This window comes from Streptomyces sp. Z26 (assembly GCF_003665095.1).
Lineage (GTDB): Bacteria > Actinomycetota > Actinomycetes > Streptomycetales > Streptomycetaceae > Streptomyces > Streptomyces phytohabitans.
Genome location: NZ_RCHV01000002.1, coordinates 4,203,045 through 4,218,543 on the forward strand (window position 1 = coordinate 4,203,045; position 15,499 = coordinate 4,218,543).

The 15,499-nt window shown below is 73.8% G+C and carries 12 protein-coding genes; 10 read left to right on the top strand and 2 right to left on the bottom strand.

What is annotated here, in order from left to right; all coding sequences use genetic code 11:
• The first annotated feature begins 130 nt into the window (after positions 1-130).
• Positions 131-2,065 (top strand): DUF6350 family protein, encoded by a 1,935-nt coding sequence (locus D7M15_RS28765; protein ID WP_206337385.1) that lies wholly within the window; start codon positions 131-133, stop codon positions 2,063-2,065.
• Between the two features lie 73 nt (positions 2,066-2,138).
• Here D7M15_RS28765 and D7M15_RS18710 read toward each other — a convergent pair whose 3' ends face one another.
• Positions 2,139-2,984 carry a hypothetical protein gene (locus D7M15_RS18710; protein WP_121518565.1) on the bottom strand — a complete coding sequence of 282 codons (846 nt, stop codon included), beginning with the start codon at positions 2,982-2,984 and terminating at the stop codon, positions 2,139-2,141.
• Between the two features lie 264 nt (positions 2,985-3,248).
• Between D7M15_RS18710 and purN the strand changes: the two genes are divergently transcribed.
• On the top strand, positions 3,249-3,878 hold the full coding sequence (gene purN / locus D7M15_RS18715; protein WP_121521000.1) for a phosphoribosylglycinamide formyltransferase: 630 nt from the start codon (positions 3,249-3,251) through the stop codon (positions 3,876-3,878).
• Positions 3,875-5,437, top strand: coding sequence for a bifunctional phosphoribosylaminoimidazolecarboxamide formyltransferase/IMP cyclohydrolase (gene purH, locus D7M15_RS18720; protein ID WP_121518566.1), 1,563 nt, complete (start codon positions 3,875-3,877; stop codon positions 5,435-5,437). Before purN ends, purH begins: the two co-directional genes overlap by 4 nt.
• Before the next feature lie 142 nt (positions 5,438-5,579).
• Here the strand turns inward: purH and D7M15_RS18725 are convergent, their stop codons facing one another.
• A complete protein-coding gene (locus tag D7M15_RS18725) occupies positions 5,580-6,347 on the bottom strand; it encodes an RDD family protein (RefSeq protein WP_121518567.1) in 768 nt (255 codons plus the stop codon).
• Between the two features lie 399 nt (positions 6,348-6,746).
• Between D7M15_RS18725 and D7M15_RS18730 the strand changes: the two genes are divergently transcribed.
• The 7 genes from D7M15_RS18730 to D7M15_RS18760 all read left to right on the top strand — a co-directional run bounded on the left by D7M15_RS18730 (position 6,747) and on the right by D7M15_RS18760 (position 15,448).
• Entirely contained in the window at positions 6,747-7,613 is an 867-nt protein-coding gene (locus D7M15_RS18730; RefSeq protein WP_121518568.1) for a bifunctional methylenetetrahydrofolate dehydrogenase/methenyltetrahydrofolate cyclohydrolase, read from the top strand.
• Positions 7,613-8,038 carry a DUF3017 domain-containing protein gene (locus D7M15_RS18735; protein WP_121518569.1) on the top strand — a complete coding sequence of 142 codons (426 nt, stop codon included), beginning with the start codon at positions 7,613-7,615 and terminating at the stop codon, positions 8,036-8,038. The genes D7M15_RS18730 and D7M15_RS18735 overlap by 1 nt, the downstream gene beginning before the upstream one ends.
• A gap of 307 nt (positions 8,039-8,345) precedes the next feature.
• On the top strand, positions 8,346-9,560 hold the full coding sequence (locus D7M15_RS18740) for an XRE family transcriptional regulator (protein ID WP_121521002.1): 1,215 nt from the start codon (positions 8,346-8,348) through the stop codon (positions 9,558-9,560).
• A 312-nt stretch (positions 9,561-9,872) separates the two neighbouring features.
• Positions 9,873-10,862 (top strand): malate dehydrogenase, encoded by a 990-nt coding sequence (locus tag D7M15_RS18745; RefSeq protein ID WP_121518570.1) that lies wholly within the window; start codon positions 9,873-9,875, stop codon positions 10,860-10,862.
• Between the two features lie 307 nt (positions 10,863-11,169).
• Positions 11,170-12,672, top strand: a complete 1,503-nt coding sequence (locus D7M15_RS18750; protein WP_121518571.1) for an aldehyde dehydrogenase family protein — start codon at positions 11,170-11,172, stop codon at positions 12,670-12,672.
• Positions 12,673-12,749: 77 nt separating this feature from the next.
• Positions 12,750-14,345: a GMC oxidoreductase gene (locus D7M15_RS18755; RefSeq protein ID WP_121518572.1), complete on the top strand. Its 1,596-nt coding sequence runs from the start codon at positions 12,750-12,752 to the stop codon at positions 14,343-14,345.
• Positions 14,345-15,448 (top strand): glycine betaine/L-proline ABC transporter ATP-binding protein, encoded by a 1,104-nt coding sequence (locus tag D7M15_RS18760; RefSeq protein WP_121518573.1) that lies wholly within the window; start codon positions 14,345-14,347, stop codon positions 15,446-15,448. The genes D7M15_RS18755 and D7M15_RS18760 overlap by 1 nt, the downstream gene beginning before the upstream one ends.
• Positions 15,449-15,499: the final 51 nt, after the last annotated feature.

A 15,499-nucleotide genomic window follows, 5' to 3' on the forward strand; every position in this document is an offset into this window, starting at 1 on the left:
CGTGGACCCGTCCCGATCATGGACTCACCGACCATACGGTCTGAAAAGTTACACATCATCTCATTCATCTACACCGCGACATTCGCTCAGCTAAGCGGGCGAAAGGCGCCGTTGTTGGCAGCATGACCGGGTGCCGAACTCCACGTATCTCCCCCCGACACCCCACCCGGACGGCCCAGCCGCCCCCCGGCACCGGCCGCCCGTCGGCACCTGGCTGGCGGGCGGAGCGGTGGCGGCCGGGCTCGGACTCGGCGTCTTCGCCGTGGCCGTACTGCTGCTGTGGATCAGCACCCCGTACCCCGGCGACGGGCCCGGCGGCGCGCTCCACGTCGCCGCCGGGCTGTGGCTGGCCGCGCACGGCGCCGACCTCGTACGGGACGGGACGCTGACGGGCGGTACGGCGCCGGTGGCGCTCACGCCGCTGCTGTTCTCCGCGCTCCCCGCCTGGCTGCTGTTCCGCGCGGGGCGGGCCGCGCAGGACGACGGTGAGGAGGAGGGCGGCGCGGGCGAGGACGATGGCGACGGCGCGTACGGCGACGGTCCGGGCGCCCACCCGCCCGAGCGGCGGCCGGAGACCGAACCGGCGGACGCGGCGCCCGCCACGGGAGGGCCGGACGCGGCGCTCGGCGACGCGCTCCGGGCCGCCCTCTGGTCGGCGGCCGGTTACCTCCTCGTCGCGGGCGCCACCGTCGCGTACACCGCGAACGGCCCGCTGCGCGTCGACGTGCTCAGCGCCGCCCTCTGCCTCCCGCTGTTCGCGGCGGGGGTGTCGGCGTGCGCCGTACGGTGCGCGCCGGAGCGCGCGTCCACCGCGCGGGGCGCGCTCGCGGCCCGCCTACGGGAGGCGGACCGCGTACCGGCCTCCGTACGGCGGGTGGTGACCAGCCCGCACCTCCCCGGGACGCTACGGGCGGCGCGCGCCGCGACCGTACTGCTGCTCGCCGGTGGCGCCGCGCTCACCCTGCTCGCGCTGGCCTGGCACGCGGGCGCCGTCGGGCACTCGTTCCCGCAGCTCGGCGGGGCCTGGGCCGGACACGTCTCGGTCGCCCTGCTCACGCTGGCGCTGCTCCCCAACGCCGTCGTCTGGGCCGCCTCCTACGCGCTCGGCCCCGGCTTCGCGCTGGGTACGAGCAGCGTGGTCGGGCCGTTGGGCGCCGACCGCCCGGAGCTGCCGCACTTCCCGCTGCTCGCCGCGCTGCCCGCCGAGGGCGCCGAAGTGACGCCGCTGACCTGGGCGTTGGCGGCGCTGCCCGTCGCGGCCGGGCTGACGATGGGTTGGCGCGTGGGCCGTACGGCCGCCCCGGTGTGCGGGCGCCGCGACCTCGCGCGCACCCACCGGCAGACGGCGGGGGCTGCGTGGGCGGCGGCCTGCGTGTGCGCTGTCGTGCTCGCCGCGCTCGCGGGCTTCTCCGGCGGGGCGCTCGGCAACGGCGATCTGGCGCGGTTCGGGCCGAGTTGGTGGCAGGTCGGCGCGGCGGCGCTCGCCTGGACGGCGCTGGTGGGCGCGCCCGCCGCGCTCGCCGTACGGGCGTGGCGGCTGCGCGGGGCGCCGCCGCTGGCGAAGCCGGACGCGGGGCGGGTGGCGGCACCGGCCGCGCCGGGGGAGGGGGCCGCCGTGGCCGCGCCGTCGAGGTGGCGGAAGTGGCGGGGTGGGGTACGGGGCGAGCCCGGGGCCGGGGCCGAGGCCGGGGACAAGGTCGCGGCCGGGGCGAAGTGGCAGCTCAGGGGCAGGCGGAAGGGCAAGGGCAAGGGGAAGACGGAGGGCGCGGAGGCGCCCGTGCCCCCGGGCGGTGGCACGGTGCTGACGGGGGACTGGGACGACGACGCCGAGTGGTACGGCACGGGCTCCCGGCGTACGCGCTGGGCCGCGCTCAAGGCGGCGTCCGGCGGGCTGATGACCGAATTCGCGCCTGCCGACCGGTACTTCGACGCGGGCGACCAGGACCGGGCGCCCGAGCCCGTACGACCAGCCGGGCCCGTACGGCCACCCGGGCCCGTACGGCCACCCGAATCCGCGCCGGAGCCGGAGCCCGCCGCCGAGTCCGCGCCGCACGACCGCCCCTGACCCCGGCCGCCCGGGACGGGACGGCGCGGAACGGCAGGTCAGGAGCGGGTCGGGGGCGCGGTCGGGCGCCGGGTCAGGTCTGGCCCTCCAGGACCGGCCGGATGCCGTCCGGCACCAGGTGGTCGCACTGCTGGCGGGACGCCTGGGTGAGCGAGTCGTTCCTGCACTCGTAGTAGTCGCTGTAGACGAGTTGCAGGCTGAAGGTGCTCGCCACGATCGTGAGGGTGAGGCCGCCGGTCACCAGCCCGGTGATCGCCGCGCTCGTACGGGCCTTCGCCGCCTGCGCCGGGGTGACGCTCACCGGGACGGGTGACGCGCCCCGGCCGCCGTCGTCCGCCCGGCCGCCGTTCCCCGCGCCGCCCGTACCGCCCGTACCGGCGCCCGACGTGCCGCCGTCCCCGTCCGACCCGGCGCGGCCGGGCTTGGCGCGCAGGCCGCTGACGCCCCAGTACACCGAGAGGGCGCCGAGCAGCAGCGCGATCTCCAGCAGGCTGAACAGTGCGAAGAACAGCCCCCAGATGCCCGTGTGCAGGGAGTAGCGGGCGTGCCGCTGGTAGCGGTCGGTCGGGTCCCAGCGCATGCCGGACCCCTTGCCGCCGCCCGGCCCCTGCCCGGGCCCGTCGGGCCCCTGCCCGCCGCCGTCCTGCTGCCCCGGGCGGCCGAACCCGCCGCTCTGGCGGCCCGGTTGGCGCGGGCTCCACTTGCCGCCCCAGCGCCCCGGCCGGTCGCCGTCGTCGCCACCACCGGAACCGGAACCGTCGCCACCGGAGGAACCGGAGCCGGAACCGGACCCGTCGGAACCCCCGCCCTGGTGGCGCGGCTCCCACGGCCGGTCCGGCCGGTCGTCGGGCGGAGGGGCGAAGGGGTTGTCCTCGGAAGCGCTCTCGGCAGGGGCCGCGCGGCGGCGTCGGTCGGTCATGTGAGGTGTGTCTTCCCCTTGCTCTTCCCGCGTCGGGTGCGCATACGTACGTCCGACGCTACCGTCCGGCTCCGCCCCCGTCCCGTGGGGGGCCGGAGGAGTGCCGGTATCGTTGCCGACGGTCGGCGGCCTCGTGGAGTTCCCCGGTGAGCGCCGGTTCACGTTCGTGCGACCGCACGGGCCCGGCCCACCGGACACGGGCCCGGCCCCGCAGGACCGACCGCACCCACCCCCGAACCCGCGAGAGGGAGCACCGCCGTGGCCGTGCCCGCCGCCCGTCGCCCCGCCCGCCTCGTCGTGCTCGTCTCCGGCGCCGGCACGAACCTCCAGGCGCTCCTCGACACGATCTCCGTACAGCACGTCATCGGCTACGGCGCGGAGATCGTCGCCGTCGGCGCCGACCGGCACGGCACCGAGGGGCTGGAGCGCGCGAAGCGGGCCGGTATCCCGCAGTACGTCTGCCGGGTGGAGGACCACGCGTCCCGCGAGGAGTGGGACGCGGCGCTGACCGCCGCCACCGACGCGTACGAGCCCGACCTGGTGATCTCGGCGGGCTTCATGAAGATCGTCGGCAGGGAGTTCCTGGGCCGCTTCGGGGGGCGCTTCGTCAACACGCACCCCGCGCTGCTGCCGAGCTTCCCCGGCGCGCACGGTGTACGGGACGCGCTCGCGTACGGCGTGAAGGTGACCGGCTGCACCGTCCACTTCGTCGACGAGGGCGTCGACACCGGCCCGATCATCGCCCAGGGCGTGGTCGCGGTGCGGGACGAGGACGACGAACCCGCTCTGCACGAGCGGATCAAGGAAGTCGAGCGACGGCTGCTCGTCGAGGTCGTCGGGCGCCTGGCGCGTGACGGCTACCGCATCGAGGGACGAAAGGTAATGATCCCGTGACCGCCGAAGGTACGAAGCGGCCCATCCGCCGCGCGCTGATCAGCGTCTACGACAAGTCCGGTCTGGAGGAGCTGGCCCGGGGACTGCACGAAGCGGGTGTGGAGCTGGTCTCCACCGGTTCGACGGCCGGGCGCATCAGGGCGGCCGGGGTACCCGTCACCGGCGTCGAGGAGGTCACCGGCTTCCCCGAGTGCCTCGACGGCCGGGTGAAGACGCTGCATCCGCGCGTCCACGCGGGCATCCTGGCGGACCAGCGGCTGGACAGCCACCGGCAGCAGCTGAACGAGCTGGGGGTGGAGGCGTTCGAGCTGGTGGTCGTGAACCTGTACCCGTTCCGGGAGACCGTCGCCTCCGGCGCCGCGCCCGACGAGTGCGTGGAGCAGATCGACATCGGCGGCCCGTCGATGGTGCGCGCGGCGGCGAAGAACCACCCGTCGGTCGCCGTCGTCGTCAACCCCGAGCGCTACCCGGAGCTGCTGGCCGCGGCGAACGGCGGCGGCTTCGCGCTGGACGAGCGGAAGCGGCTGGCGGCAGAAGCGTTCCAGCACACGGCCGCGTACGACCTGACCGTCGCGACCTGGTTCGCGCTCGACTACGCCGCCGTCGACGACTCGCCGTTCCCCGACTTCCTCGGCTCCGCCTACCAGCGCGCCGACGTGCTGCGCTACGGCGAGAACCCGCACCAGCCCGCCGCGCTCTACGCCACCGGCAACGGCGGTCTGGCCGAGGCCGAGCAACTGCACGGCAAGGCCATGTCGTTCAACAACTACACCGACACCGAGGCGGCCCGCCGCGCGGCGTACGACCACGACGAGCCCTGCGTCGCGATCATCAAGCACGCCAACCCCTGCGGCATCGCGGTCGGCGCGGACGTGGCCGAGGCGCACCGCAAGGCGCACGACTGCGACCCGCTGTCGGCGTACGGCGGCGTGATCGCCGTCAACCGGCCGGTGTCCGCGGCGATGGCGGAGCAGGTCGCGGACATCTTCACCGAGGTGATCGTCGCGCCCGCGTACGAGGACGGCGCGGTCGAGGTGCTCAGCCGGAAGAAGAACATCCGGGTGCTGCGCTGTCCCGAGGCGCCGTCCGACCCCGTCGAGATCAAGCCGATCGACGGCGGCGCGCTCCTCCAGGCCACCGACCGGCTCCAGGCCGACGGTGACGACCCGGGCCACTGGCAGCTCGCGGCCGGTCCCGAGCTGTCCGGCGAGGAGCTGGCCGAGCTGGCGTTCGCGTGGCGTGCCTGCCGTGCCGTGAAGTCGAACGCGATCCTGCTCGCCAAGCACGGCGCGACCGTCGGCGTGGGCATGGGCCAGGTCAACCGCGTCGACTCCGCGAAGCTCGCGGTGCAGCGGGCGGGCGAGGAGCGGGCGACCGGTTCGTACGCCGCGTCCGACGCGTTCTTCCCCTTCCCGGACGGGCTCCAGGTGCTGACGGAGGCGGGCGTCACGGCCGTCGTGCAGCCGGGCGGTTCCGTACGGGACGAGGCCGTGATCGAGGCGGCGAAGGCGGCCGGGATCACCATGTACCTGACGGGGACGCGGCACTTCTTCCACTGACCGCGGCCGGGTCCGGAACGTCACCCGGAACCGCCCCCGCAACCGACGGAGGCCGCCGCCGCGACGTGCTCGCGGCGGCGGCCTCCCGTCCGATGCGTCCCGCGCCACCCTCCGGCGGCCACCGGTCACGTCCCGCCGTACGTCACTTCTTGACGACGACGGTCCCGGCGGCACGGTCGTGCCAGCCCTGGAGCTTCCCGCTGTTGTCGAAGAACGGCGAGAGGTAGACCAGCACGGCGCCGATGTAGCAGAGGAAGGCGCCGACGATCGGGATGATGTAGCGGACGAACCCGCCGCCCACGCCGGGCAGTTGGCCGTCGTTCTCGCGTACGACGCGCAGGCCCATGGCCAGCTTGCCGAAGGTGCCGCCGACGAGGGCGACCATCAGCCACTCGTAGAGCAGCATGAAGACGCCGATGGCGGCCATCATCACCAGCGCCGCCCCGAACGCGCCCATCCCGGCGTCCGTCGCGTCGTTGATGCAGTCGTTGTACTCCGGGGTGCCGTACGTCTTGCTGCCGCAGTCGTCCGCGTCCTCCGCGATGCCGAGCGCGCCCGCCAGGCCGACCGCCATGGCGATGCCGAAGATCACGCCGGAGATGAGTCCGTCGATCAGCCGCGCGAGGAACCGCTGCCCCATGGTGGCGAGTTGGACGGGGCCGAGGTACGGGATGTTGATGTAGCCGTTGTTCGCCTGCACCGTGCCCGCCGGCATGCCGCCGGGCGGGTAGCCGCCCTGCGGGTAGCCGTACGGGGACTGCTGCGGGTATCCCTGCTGGGCCTGGCCGTACGGCGGCGGCTGCTGCGGGTAGCCGTAACCGGGCTGGCCGCCCTGCTGCGGGTAGCCGTAGCCCTGCGGGGGCTGCTGCCCGTACGGGTTGTCGGGGCCTGGGGGCGGTGGGTAACTCACGGGCTGTGCCTCCGAGCGGGAGCGTGGGACGGAACGGAACAAATCGCTCCGGGGAAAGGTCCACCACCCGCGGCGGTGCCGCGTGAGCCGATCGTGCGCGTGTTGCTTCCCCCGAACGCGGGACACCGCCTCGGCCTCGGCTCCACCGGACGCGCCGGGCACGGCATCCGGCCCATATGCTGCGGGCCGTGGGGCGGCGCTGTCCAGCCGGTTCCGACGAATGTGGCGAATCCGCAACGCGCGCCGCACGCGCGGCTCGTACGCCCGGCTCGTCGGGCGGCCCGCACGCCCGGCCCGTACGCCCGCACCGCCCGCCGCGGGGGAGCCGCGGCGGAGCACACGCGTCCGCTGCGCGCACCTGGTTGGAGCCGAGGCCCCCTCATCCGCGATTATGGACGCATGACCGCTCAGATTCTCGACGGCAAAGCAGCCGCAGCCGCGATCAAGTCCGAACTCGCCGCGCGCGTCGACGCGCTCCGGGCCCGGGGCCGTACGCCCGGCCTCGGCACGCTGCTCGTCGGTGACGACGTGGGCAGCCAGAAGTACGTCGCGGGGAAGCACCGCGACTGCGCTCAGGTCGGTATCGCCTCCATCCAGCGCGAGTTGCCGGGCACGGCGACGCAGGAGGAGATCGAGGCGGTCGTACGGGAGTTGAACGACGACCCCGCCTGCACCGGCTACATCGTGCAGCTGCCCCTCCCCAAGGGCATCGCCGTCAACCGGGTGCTGGAGCTGATGGACCCGGACAAGGACGCCGACGGCCTGCACCCCACCAGCCTCGGTCGGCTCGTCCTCGGTGAGCCGGGGCCGCTGCCGTGCACCCCGAACGGCATCATCGCGCTGCTGCGCCGCCACGAGGTGGAGATCCGCGGCGCGCACGTGGTCGTCGTCGGGCGCGGCATCACCGTCGGGCGGTCCATCCCGCTGCTGCTCACGCGCCGTTCGGAGAACGCCACCGTGACCCAGTGCCACACCGGCACCCGCGACATGCCCGCGCTGCTGCGCCAGGCGGACATCGTGGTGGCCGCGGCGGGCGTACCGCACCTGGTGAAGCCGGAGGACGTGAAGCCGGGCGCGGCCGTCCTGGACGTCGGCGTGAGCCGGGACGAGCACGGGAAGATCGTCGGCGACGTGCACCCCGGCGTCGCGGACGTGGCGGGCTGGATCTCGCCGAACCCGGGCGGCGTCGGCCCGATGACGCGCGCCCTGCTGCTCCAGAACGTCGTGGAGGCGGCGGAGCGCGCGGCGGACGCGGAGGCGTCCTGATGGGCGGCGACGGGGACGGCGCCGCCGCGGCACCCCGAGCCCCCCGGTCGCGTCGCTTCCCGACCTTCACCCGGGACACCGCGCGCCCCGAGGGCGGCGGCCGGGCGGCGGGCGGCGACGCCCCCGCGCCGTACCGGCAGTGGCCGCTGCTCGCGGTCTGCGGCGGGGTGCTGGCGGGGCTGCTGCTGGTGCTGGTCGAGTTCCGGTCGGGGACGGTCGTCGTCGGCCTGTCCCTGCTCGGCGGCGCGGTCCTGCGCTGGGCGCTGCCCTCGGTGGGCATGCTCGCGGTCCGTTCGCGGTTCACGGACATGGTGACGTACGGGGTGCTGGGCGGCGCGATCACGCTGCTGGCGCTGATGGCGCAGCCGTCGCCGCTGATCACCATCCCGTACCTGGACGACATCGTGCACTTCTCCGTCCGCTGACGCCGGGCCCCGCGGTGCCGCGCGGGCCCCTCCGCGGTGGCGAAATCCCGTACGCCGGGGGCGACTTGGCCCCGGCCCGACAAATGGCGGCGTCCGCGTACGAAACCGGCCGCCGCCCGTGACGGGCGGGCGGGAGGGGGCGCTCCCTGGTGGCACACTGGGGCGTGCACGCGCGGGGGCGGCGGTTCGCAACACTCCCGTACGCCCCCGGTCTGGAACCACGGTCCCGGCTTCCCGTATCCCCCTGGGTGGCCAGTACGCAGATCCGACAGGGATCGGCACACGTGTGGGGGACGAGGGGGAGACGATGCCTCGCTGGAAGGCGCTACCGGACGGACTGGACCCGCAGATAGGCGAGTTCACCAGTCAGCTGCGTCGCCTCGTGGACCGCAGCGGGATGAGCCTCGCGACGATATCGGACCGCACCGGCTACAGCAGGTCCTCCTGGGAGCGCTACCTCAACGGCCGTCTGCTGCCGCCGCGCGGCGCCGTCCAGGCCCTGGCCGACGTCACCGGCACCGAGGTACGCCATCTCGCGACCATGTGGGAACTGGCCGAACGGGCCTGGAGCCGCAGCGAGATGCGGCACGACATGACGATGGAGTCCGCGCAGGTCGCACAGGCCCGCGCCGCGCTGTCCCCCACCGGCGAGACCCCCGCCAAGGGGTGGAAGTGGGGCCTCGGCGGCGCCCGCGGCCCGGCCGCGCCCGCCACCCCCGCCGGTCCGCCGCCCGGCACGGTCGGCGCCCCCGCGGCCGACGACCGTACGTCCCCGCCGCCGCCCCAGCCGTACGGCCCGCCCCAGCCGTACGGGTACGGGGGCGCGCCCACCGGGCAGATGCCCGGCGCGGGACATGGCGCGGGACCCGGTCCCGCCACCGGCTCCGGCCTGGACCCGGCCTCGTGGGGCGCGAGGCCCCCGGCGCGTACGCCGGGGCAGGGGCACCCGCCGACCCCCGGGCCGTACGCCGCCGGGGCCGCCGGGGCGGGAGGCCGCGCCGGGCGGTCGGCCCGTACGACGGGCGGTGGCGGGCGCCGGGCCCTGATGCTCGCCGCGGGCGTGGTGTCCGCGCTGATCGTGGTGGCGGGCGCGGCCGTCGCCTTCGACCTCACCGGCGACGGCGACTCGGCCGCACCCGAACCGAGCCCGTCCGTGACGGACCCGAAGCTCCCCGCCGGGGTGAAGTGCTCGGGCCGTACCTGCGAGGGCAAGGACCCGGAGAAGATGGGCTGCGGCGGGCAGTACGCGAAGACCGCGGGCTCCCAGATCGTCGGCGCGAGCACGGTCGAGGTGCGCTACAGCAAGGTGTGCGGCGCGGTGTGGGCCCGGGTCACGGGCGGCGTCGACGGCGACACCCTGAAGATCTCGGGCGGCGCGGGCGCCAGCCGCAGCCAGGACGTGGACAGCGCGGACGCGTACACCCCGATGGTCCCCGTCGAGGACATCGAGCGGGCCCGCGCGTGCGTGACCCTCGGCGTGGGCGGCAGCGGCTGCGCCCACGGCGCCGCCCCCACGTCCTGACCGGTGACGGTGCCCGGCCCCGGCCCCGGCGCGTGTCCGAAAAGGCGCCAGGAAGTGGCGTGAATGCCCGGTGGGAAAGGGGGCAGGCGTACGTTCAGCCCCCCACGGGTCAGCCAACACCACCGGCAGCCGCCCGCTTTCCCCCCTCCTTGAGCGGGCGGCTGCCCACGGTCCGGGGGGCGTCCGATAGCCTGGCGCCAGCTCTCTTGACGTAGAGAGACCTCTGGAGAACCAGCGTGCACGTCCCGGAGTCTCCCTGCGGCGGAGCCTCCAGAAGACACCATCCGGCACGTCAGGTACTCGGAGATCGCCATGACCCGCACACCCGTCAATGTCACCGTCACCGGCGCCGCGGGGCAGATCGGCTACGCGCTGCTGTTCCGTGTCGCGTCCGGCCATCTGCTCGGCGCGGACGTGCCGGTACGCCTCCGGCTGCTGGAGATCCCGCAGGCCGTGCAGGCCGCCGAGGGCACCGCGATGGAGCTGGACGACTGCGCCTTCCCGCTGCTGAGCGGCATCGACATCACCGACGACGCGAACGTCGCCTTCGACGGCACGAACGTCGCGCTGCTCGTCGGCGCCCGCCCCCGTACGAAGGGCATGGAGCGCGGCGACCTGCTGGAGGCCAACGGCGGCATCTTCAAGCCCCAGGGCAAGGCCATCAACGACCACGCCGCGGACGACGTGAAGGTCCTCGTCGTGGGCAACCCGGCGAACACCAACGCGCTGATCGCCCAGGCAGCCGCCCCCGACGTACCGGCCGAGCGCTTCACCGCGATGACCCGCCTCGACCACAACCGCGCGCTGTCGCAGCTCGCGAAGAAGACCGGCAGCACCGTCGCGGACATCCGGAAGCTCACGATCTGGGGCAACCACTCCGCCACCCAGTACCCGGACATCTTCCACGCCGAGATCGGCGGCAAGAACGCCGCCGAGACGGTGAACGACGAGAAGTGGCTCGCCGACGAGTTCATCCCGACCGTCGCCAAGCGCGGCGCGGCCATCATCGAGGCGCGCGGCGCCTCCTCCGCCGCGTCCGCCGCCAACGCCGCGATCGACCACGTCCACACCTGGGTGAACGGCACCCCCGAGGGCGACTGGACGTCGATGGGCATCCCCTCCGACGGCTCGTACGGCGTGCCGGAGGGCCTCATCTCGTCCTTCCCCGTGACCTGTGCGAACGGCTCGTACGAGATCGTCCAGGGCCTCGACGTGAACGAGTTCTCGCGCACCCGCATCGACGCCTCCGTGCGCGAGCTGGCCGAGGAGCGCGACGCCGTACGGGGGCTGGGCCTGCTCTGACCCCCGGCTGACGGGCGCCCCGCGCCCGTTCCCGAGTGCGGCCGTACGACGGGCCGGCACGGACGCTCGCTGTCCGTGCCGGCCCGTTCGCGTTGCGTGGCGCGGCGGGAATCGTGCGCCCATTGACGTCATTCGGTTAGGCATTCGTGCTGTTCCCGAGACCCCTGGCGACAGAGGCTCGTGACGTGAACCACTTATTCGACTCCTGGACACATGAGGATCGCGCCATGGGGCAGGAGGAGCGTTTGATCACCGTGCCGCGGCACGGCGATCACGCACATTTCGTACATGGAAGGCAGATCACACGGTGTCCGTAGTCGAGAGCTTGTACATCAACGGAACCTGGCGTCCCGCCGCTGCCGGTGGGACGCGGGAGATCCTCGACCCGGCGGACGCCTCGACGCTGGCCGTTGTGGCCGAGGGTGACGCGGCCGACACGGACGCGGCCGTCGCCGCCGCGCGGGAGGCGTTCGACAGCGGGCCGTGGCCCGGCACGCCCGTCGCGGAGCGCGCGGGCCTGCTGCGCCGGGTGGCCGACCTGCTCCAGCGGGACCGCGAGGAGATCGCGCTCACCGAGTCGCGGGACACCGGCAAGACCCTCGAAGAGGGCCGGATCGACGTGGACGACGTCACCGCCGCCTTCCGCTACTTCGCGGACCTCGTCGTCAACGAGTCCGGCGGCCGCGTCGTCGACGCGGGTAGCGCGGACGTGCACAGTGTCGTCGTCCACGAGCCGGTCGGCGTCTGCGCCATGATCACGCCCTGGAACTACCCGCTGCTGCAAGCCAGTTGGAAGGTCGCCCCGGCGCTCGCCGCGGGCAACACCTTCGTGCTCAAGCCCAGCGAGGTCACCCCGCTGTCCACGCTCCACCTGGCGCGGCTGCTGGCCGAGGCGGGCCTCCCGGCGGGCGTCGCGAACGTCGTCACCGGCGCGGGCGACCCCGTGGGCGCCCGGCTGTCCGAGCACCCGGGCGTCGACCTGGTGTCGTTCACCGGCGGCCTGGCCAGCGGTACGAAGGTGGCGCGGGCCGCCGCGCCCACCGTGAAGAAGGTCGCCCTGGAGCTGGGCGGCAAGAACCCGAACGTCGTCTTCGCGGACGCCTGCGACACCGACGAGCGCTTCGACCACGCGGTCGATCAAGCCTTGAACGCGGCGTTCATCCACAGCGGCCAGGTCTGCTCGGCCGGTGCCCGGCTCGTCATCGAGGAGTCCGTGCGCGCCCGCTTCGTCACCGAACTGGCGGAGCGCGCCTCCCGCATCCGGCTCGGGCGCGGCACCGAGGACGGCGTCGAGTGCGGGCCGCTCGTCTCCGAGCAGCAGCTCGCGAAGACCGAGGCGTACGTCGCCTCCGCGCTGGCCCAGGGCGCCACCCTCCGCTGCGGCGGCGAACGGCCCAAGCCCTCCGACGTACGCCCCGCCGCCGGGTACTTCTACCGCCCGACCGTCCTCGACGACTGCGACCGCACGATGCGCGTCGTGCGGGAGGAGACCTTCGGGCCGATCCTGACGGTCGAGACCTTCCGTACCGAGGACGAGGCGGTGGCGCTCGCGAACGACACCGAGTACGGCCTCGCCGGGGCCGTCTTCTCCGCCGACACCGCGCGCGCCCGCCGGGTCGCCGCCCGGCTGCGGCACGGCACCGTGTGGATCAACGACTTCCACCCCTACCTCCCGCAGGCCGAGTGGGGCGGCTTCGGCAAGTCCGGCGTCGGCCGTGAACTCGGCCCGCACGGTCTGGCCGAGTACCGCGAGACGAAGCACGTGTACGAGAACCTGCGCCCCGCACCCGTGCGCTGGTTCGCGGGCTGACCCACCCCCGTCGGCCCCCGCCGGACCCCTCGCCCGCACCCCCGGTGCCTTCACCCCTTCAAGGAGCAACCCCATCCATGGCCACCTATGACTACGTCATAGTCGGCGGCGGCACGGCAGGTTCCGTGCTCGCCTCCCGGCTCACCGAGGACCCCGGCGTACGCGTCGCGGTCATCGAGGGCGGTCCGTCCGACATGGACCGCCCGGAGGTCCTCACCCTGCGCCGCTGGCTCGGCCTGCTCGGCGGCGAGCTGGACTACGACTACCCGACGACCGAGCAGCCACGCGGCAACTCGCACATCCGGCACAGCCGGGCCCGCGTCCTGGGCGGCTGCTCGTCGCACAACACGCTGATCTCGTTCAAGCCGCTCCCCTCCGACTGGGACGAGTGGGCGGAGGCGGGCGCCGACGGCTGGGACGCCGCGGCCATGGACCCGTACTTCGGGAAGCTGCGGAACAACATCGTCGCGGTCGACGAGAAGGACCGGAACGCCATCGCGCGGGACTTCGTCGAGGCCGCCACCGCCGCGCTGGAGGTGCCGCGCGTCGAGGGCTTCAACAAGGCGCCGTTCACCGAGGGCGCCGGGTTCTTCGACCTCTCGTACCACCCGGAGGACAACAAGCGCTCCTCCGCCTCCGTCGCCTACCTGCACCCCCACCTGGAGGCCGGGGACCGCCCCAACCTGGAGCTGTTCCTGGAGACCTGGGCGTACCACCTGGAGCTGGACGGCACCCGTGCCACCGGTGTGCGCGTACGGGCGGCCGACGGTACGGAGCGGCTGCTCACCGCCGAGCGCGAGGTGCTGTTGTGCGCGGGCGCCGTCGACACCCCGCGGCTGCTGCTGCACTCGGGGATCGGCCCGGCGCGGGAGCTGGAGGCGCTGGGGATACCCGTGGCGCACGACCTGCCGGGCGTCGGGGAGAACCTCCTCGACCACCCGGAGTCGGTGATCGTCTGGGAGACGGACGGCCCCATCCCGGAGAACTCGGCGATGGACTCCGACGCGGGCCTCTTCGTACGGCGCGACGCGTCGGCCCCGGGGCCCGACCTGATGTTCCACTTCTACCAGATCCCGTTCACCGACAACCCCGAGCGGATCGGCTACGAGAAGCCGGAGCACGGGGTGTCGATGACGCCGAACATCCCCAAGCCGCACAGCCGCGGCCGCCTCTTCCTCACCTCCGCCGACCCGGACGTGAAGCCCGCCCTCGACTTCCGCTACTTCACGGACGAGGACGACTACGACGCCCGCACCCTCGTCGACGGCATCCGCCTCGCCCGCGAGGTCGCCCGCGCCGAACCGCTCGCCAAGTGGCTGAAGCGGGAGGTGTGCCCCGGGCCCGAGGTCACCTCCGACGAGGAGCTGAGCGCGTACGCCCGCCAGGTCGCCCACACCGTGTACCACCCCGCGGGCACCTGCCGGATGGGCGCCGCCGACGACGGGCTCGCCGTCGTCGACCCCGAGCTGCGGGTGCGCGGCCTGGACGGCGTACGGGTCGTCGACGCCTCCGTCTTCCCGACGATGCCCACCGTGAACCCGATGATCGGCGTGCTCATGGTCGGCGAGAAGGCGGCCGACCTGCTGCGCGCCGACCGTTCCCCCGTTACCGAAGATTCCGATTCCGAGTCCCCCGCGAAGCCCGCCACGACGACACTGGGAGGTGTTGCGTGATGACCGAAACCACCGAGACCCACCCGGTGTTCTCCGTACGCAATCTGTGGAAGGTGTTCGGCCCCAAGGCCGACAGGATTCCCGAGAACAAGGAGTACGCCGGGCTCGACGCCGCCGAGCTGCGCGCCCGTACCGGCTGCACCGCGGCCGTCCGCGACGTCACCTTCGACGTGCGCAAGGGCGAGGTCTTCGTCGTGATGGGCCTCTCCGGCTCCGGCAAGTCCACGCTCGTACGCTGCCTGACCCGGCTCATCGAGCCGACCGCGGGCACGCTTCTGATGGACGGCGAGGACGTGCGCGCCATGGACAAGACGCGGCTGCGCGAACTGCGCCGGCACCGCGTCTCCATGGTCTTCCAGAACTTCGGCCTGCTGCCGCACCGCAGCGTCATCGACAACGTCGCGTACGGCCTGGAGATCCAGGGCAGGAGCCGCGAGGAACGCCGTGCCGTGGCCGCCGAGATGGTCGAGAAGGTCGGCCTGGAGGGGCTCGGCGAACGCCGTCCGGGACAGCTGTCCGGCGGTCAGCAGCAGCGTGTCGGGTTGGCGAGGGCCCTGGCCGTCGACCCCGAGGTGATGCTGTTCGACGAGCCCTTCAGCGCCCTGGACCCGCTGATCCGCCGCGACATGCAGGAGGAGGTCATCCGGCTGCACCGCGAGGAGGGCCGGACGATGGTGTTCATCACCCACGACCTGTCCGAGGCGCTGCGCCTGGGCGACCGGATCGCGCTCATGCGGGACGGCGAGATAGTCCAGCTCGGCACCCCCGAGCAGATCGTCGCCAACCCCGCCGACGACTACGTACGGGACTTCGTCCGCGACGTGCCCCGCGACCAGGTCATCTCCGTACGGCGCGCGATGCGCCCCGCCGAGCCCGCGGACGCCACCGCGTCCGGCGCGGAACTCCCGCCGAAGGCCCTCGTGTCCGAGGCCATCGAGACCGTGGCCCGCACCGGCGAGCCCGTACGCGTCGTGGCGGACGGCGAGCTGATCGGCGTCGTCGGCCACGCCGAACTCCTCGCCGTCGTCGCGGGCCTCGACGAGGAAGTGCCCGCCGAGGCGGGCCAGGACGGCCCCGAGGACCGGGAGGTGGCGACCGTATGAGCAGCCGTGTGAGCAGCCGTACGAGCACCGCAGCCATCTCGTACGAGCCCG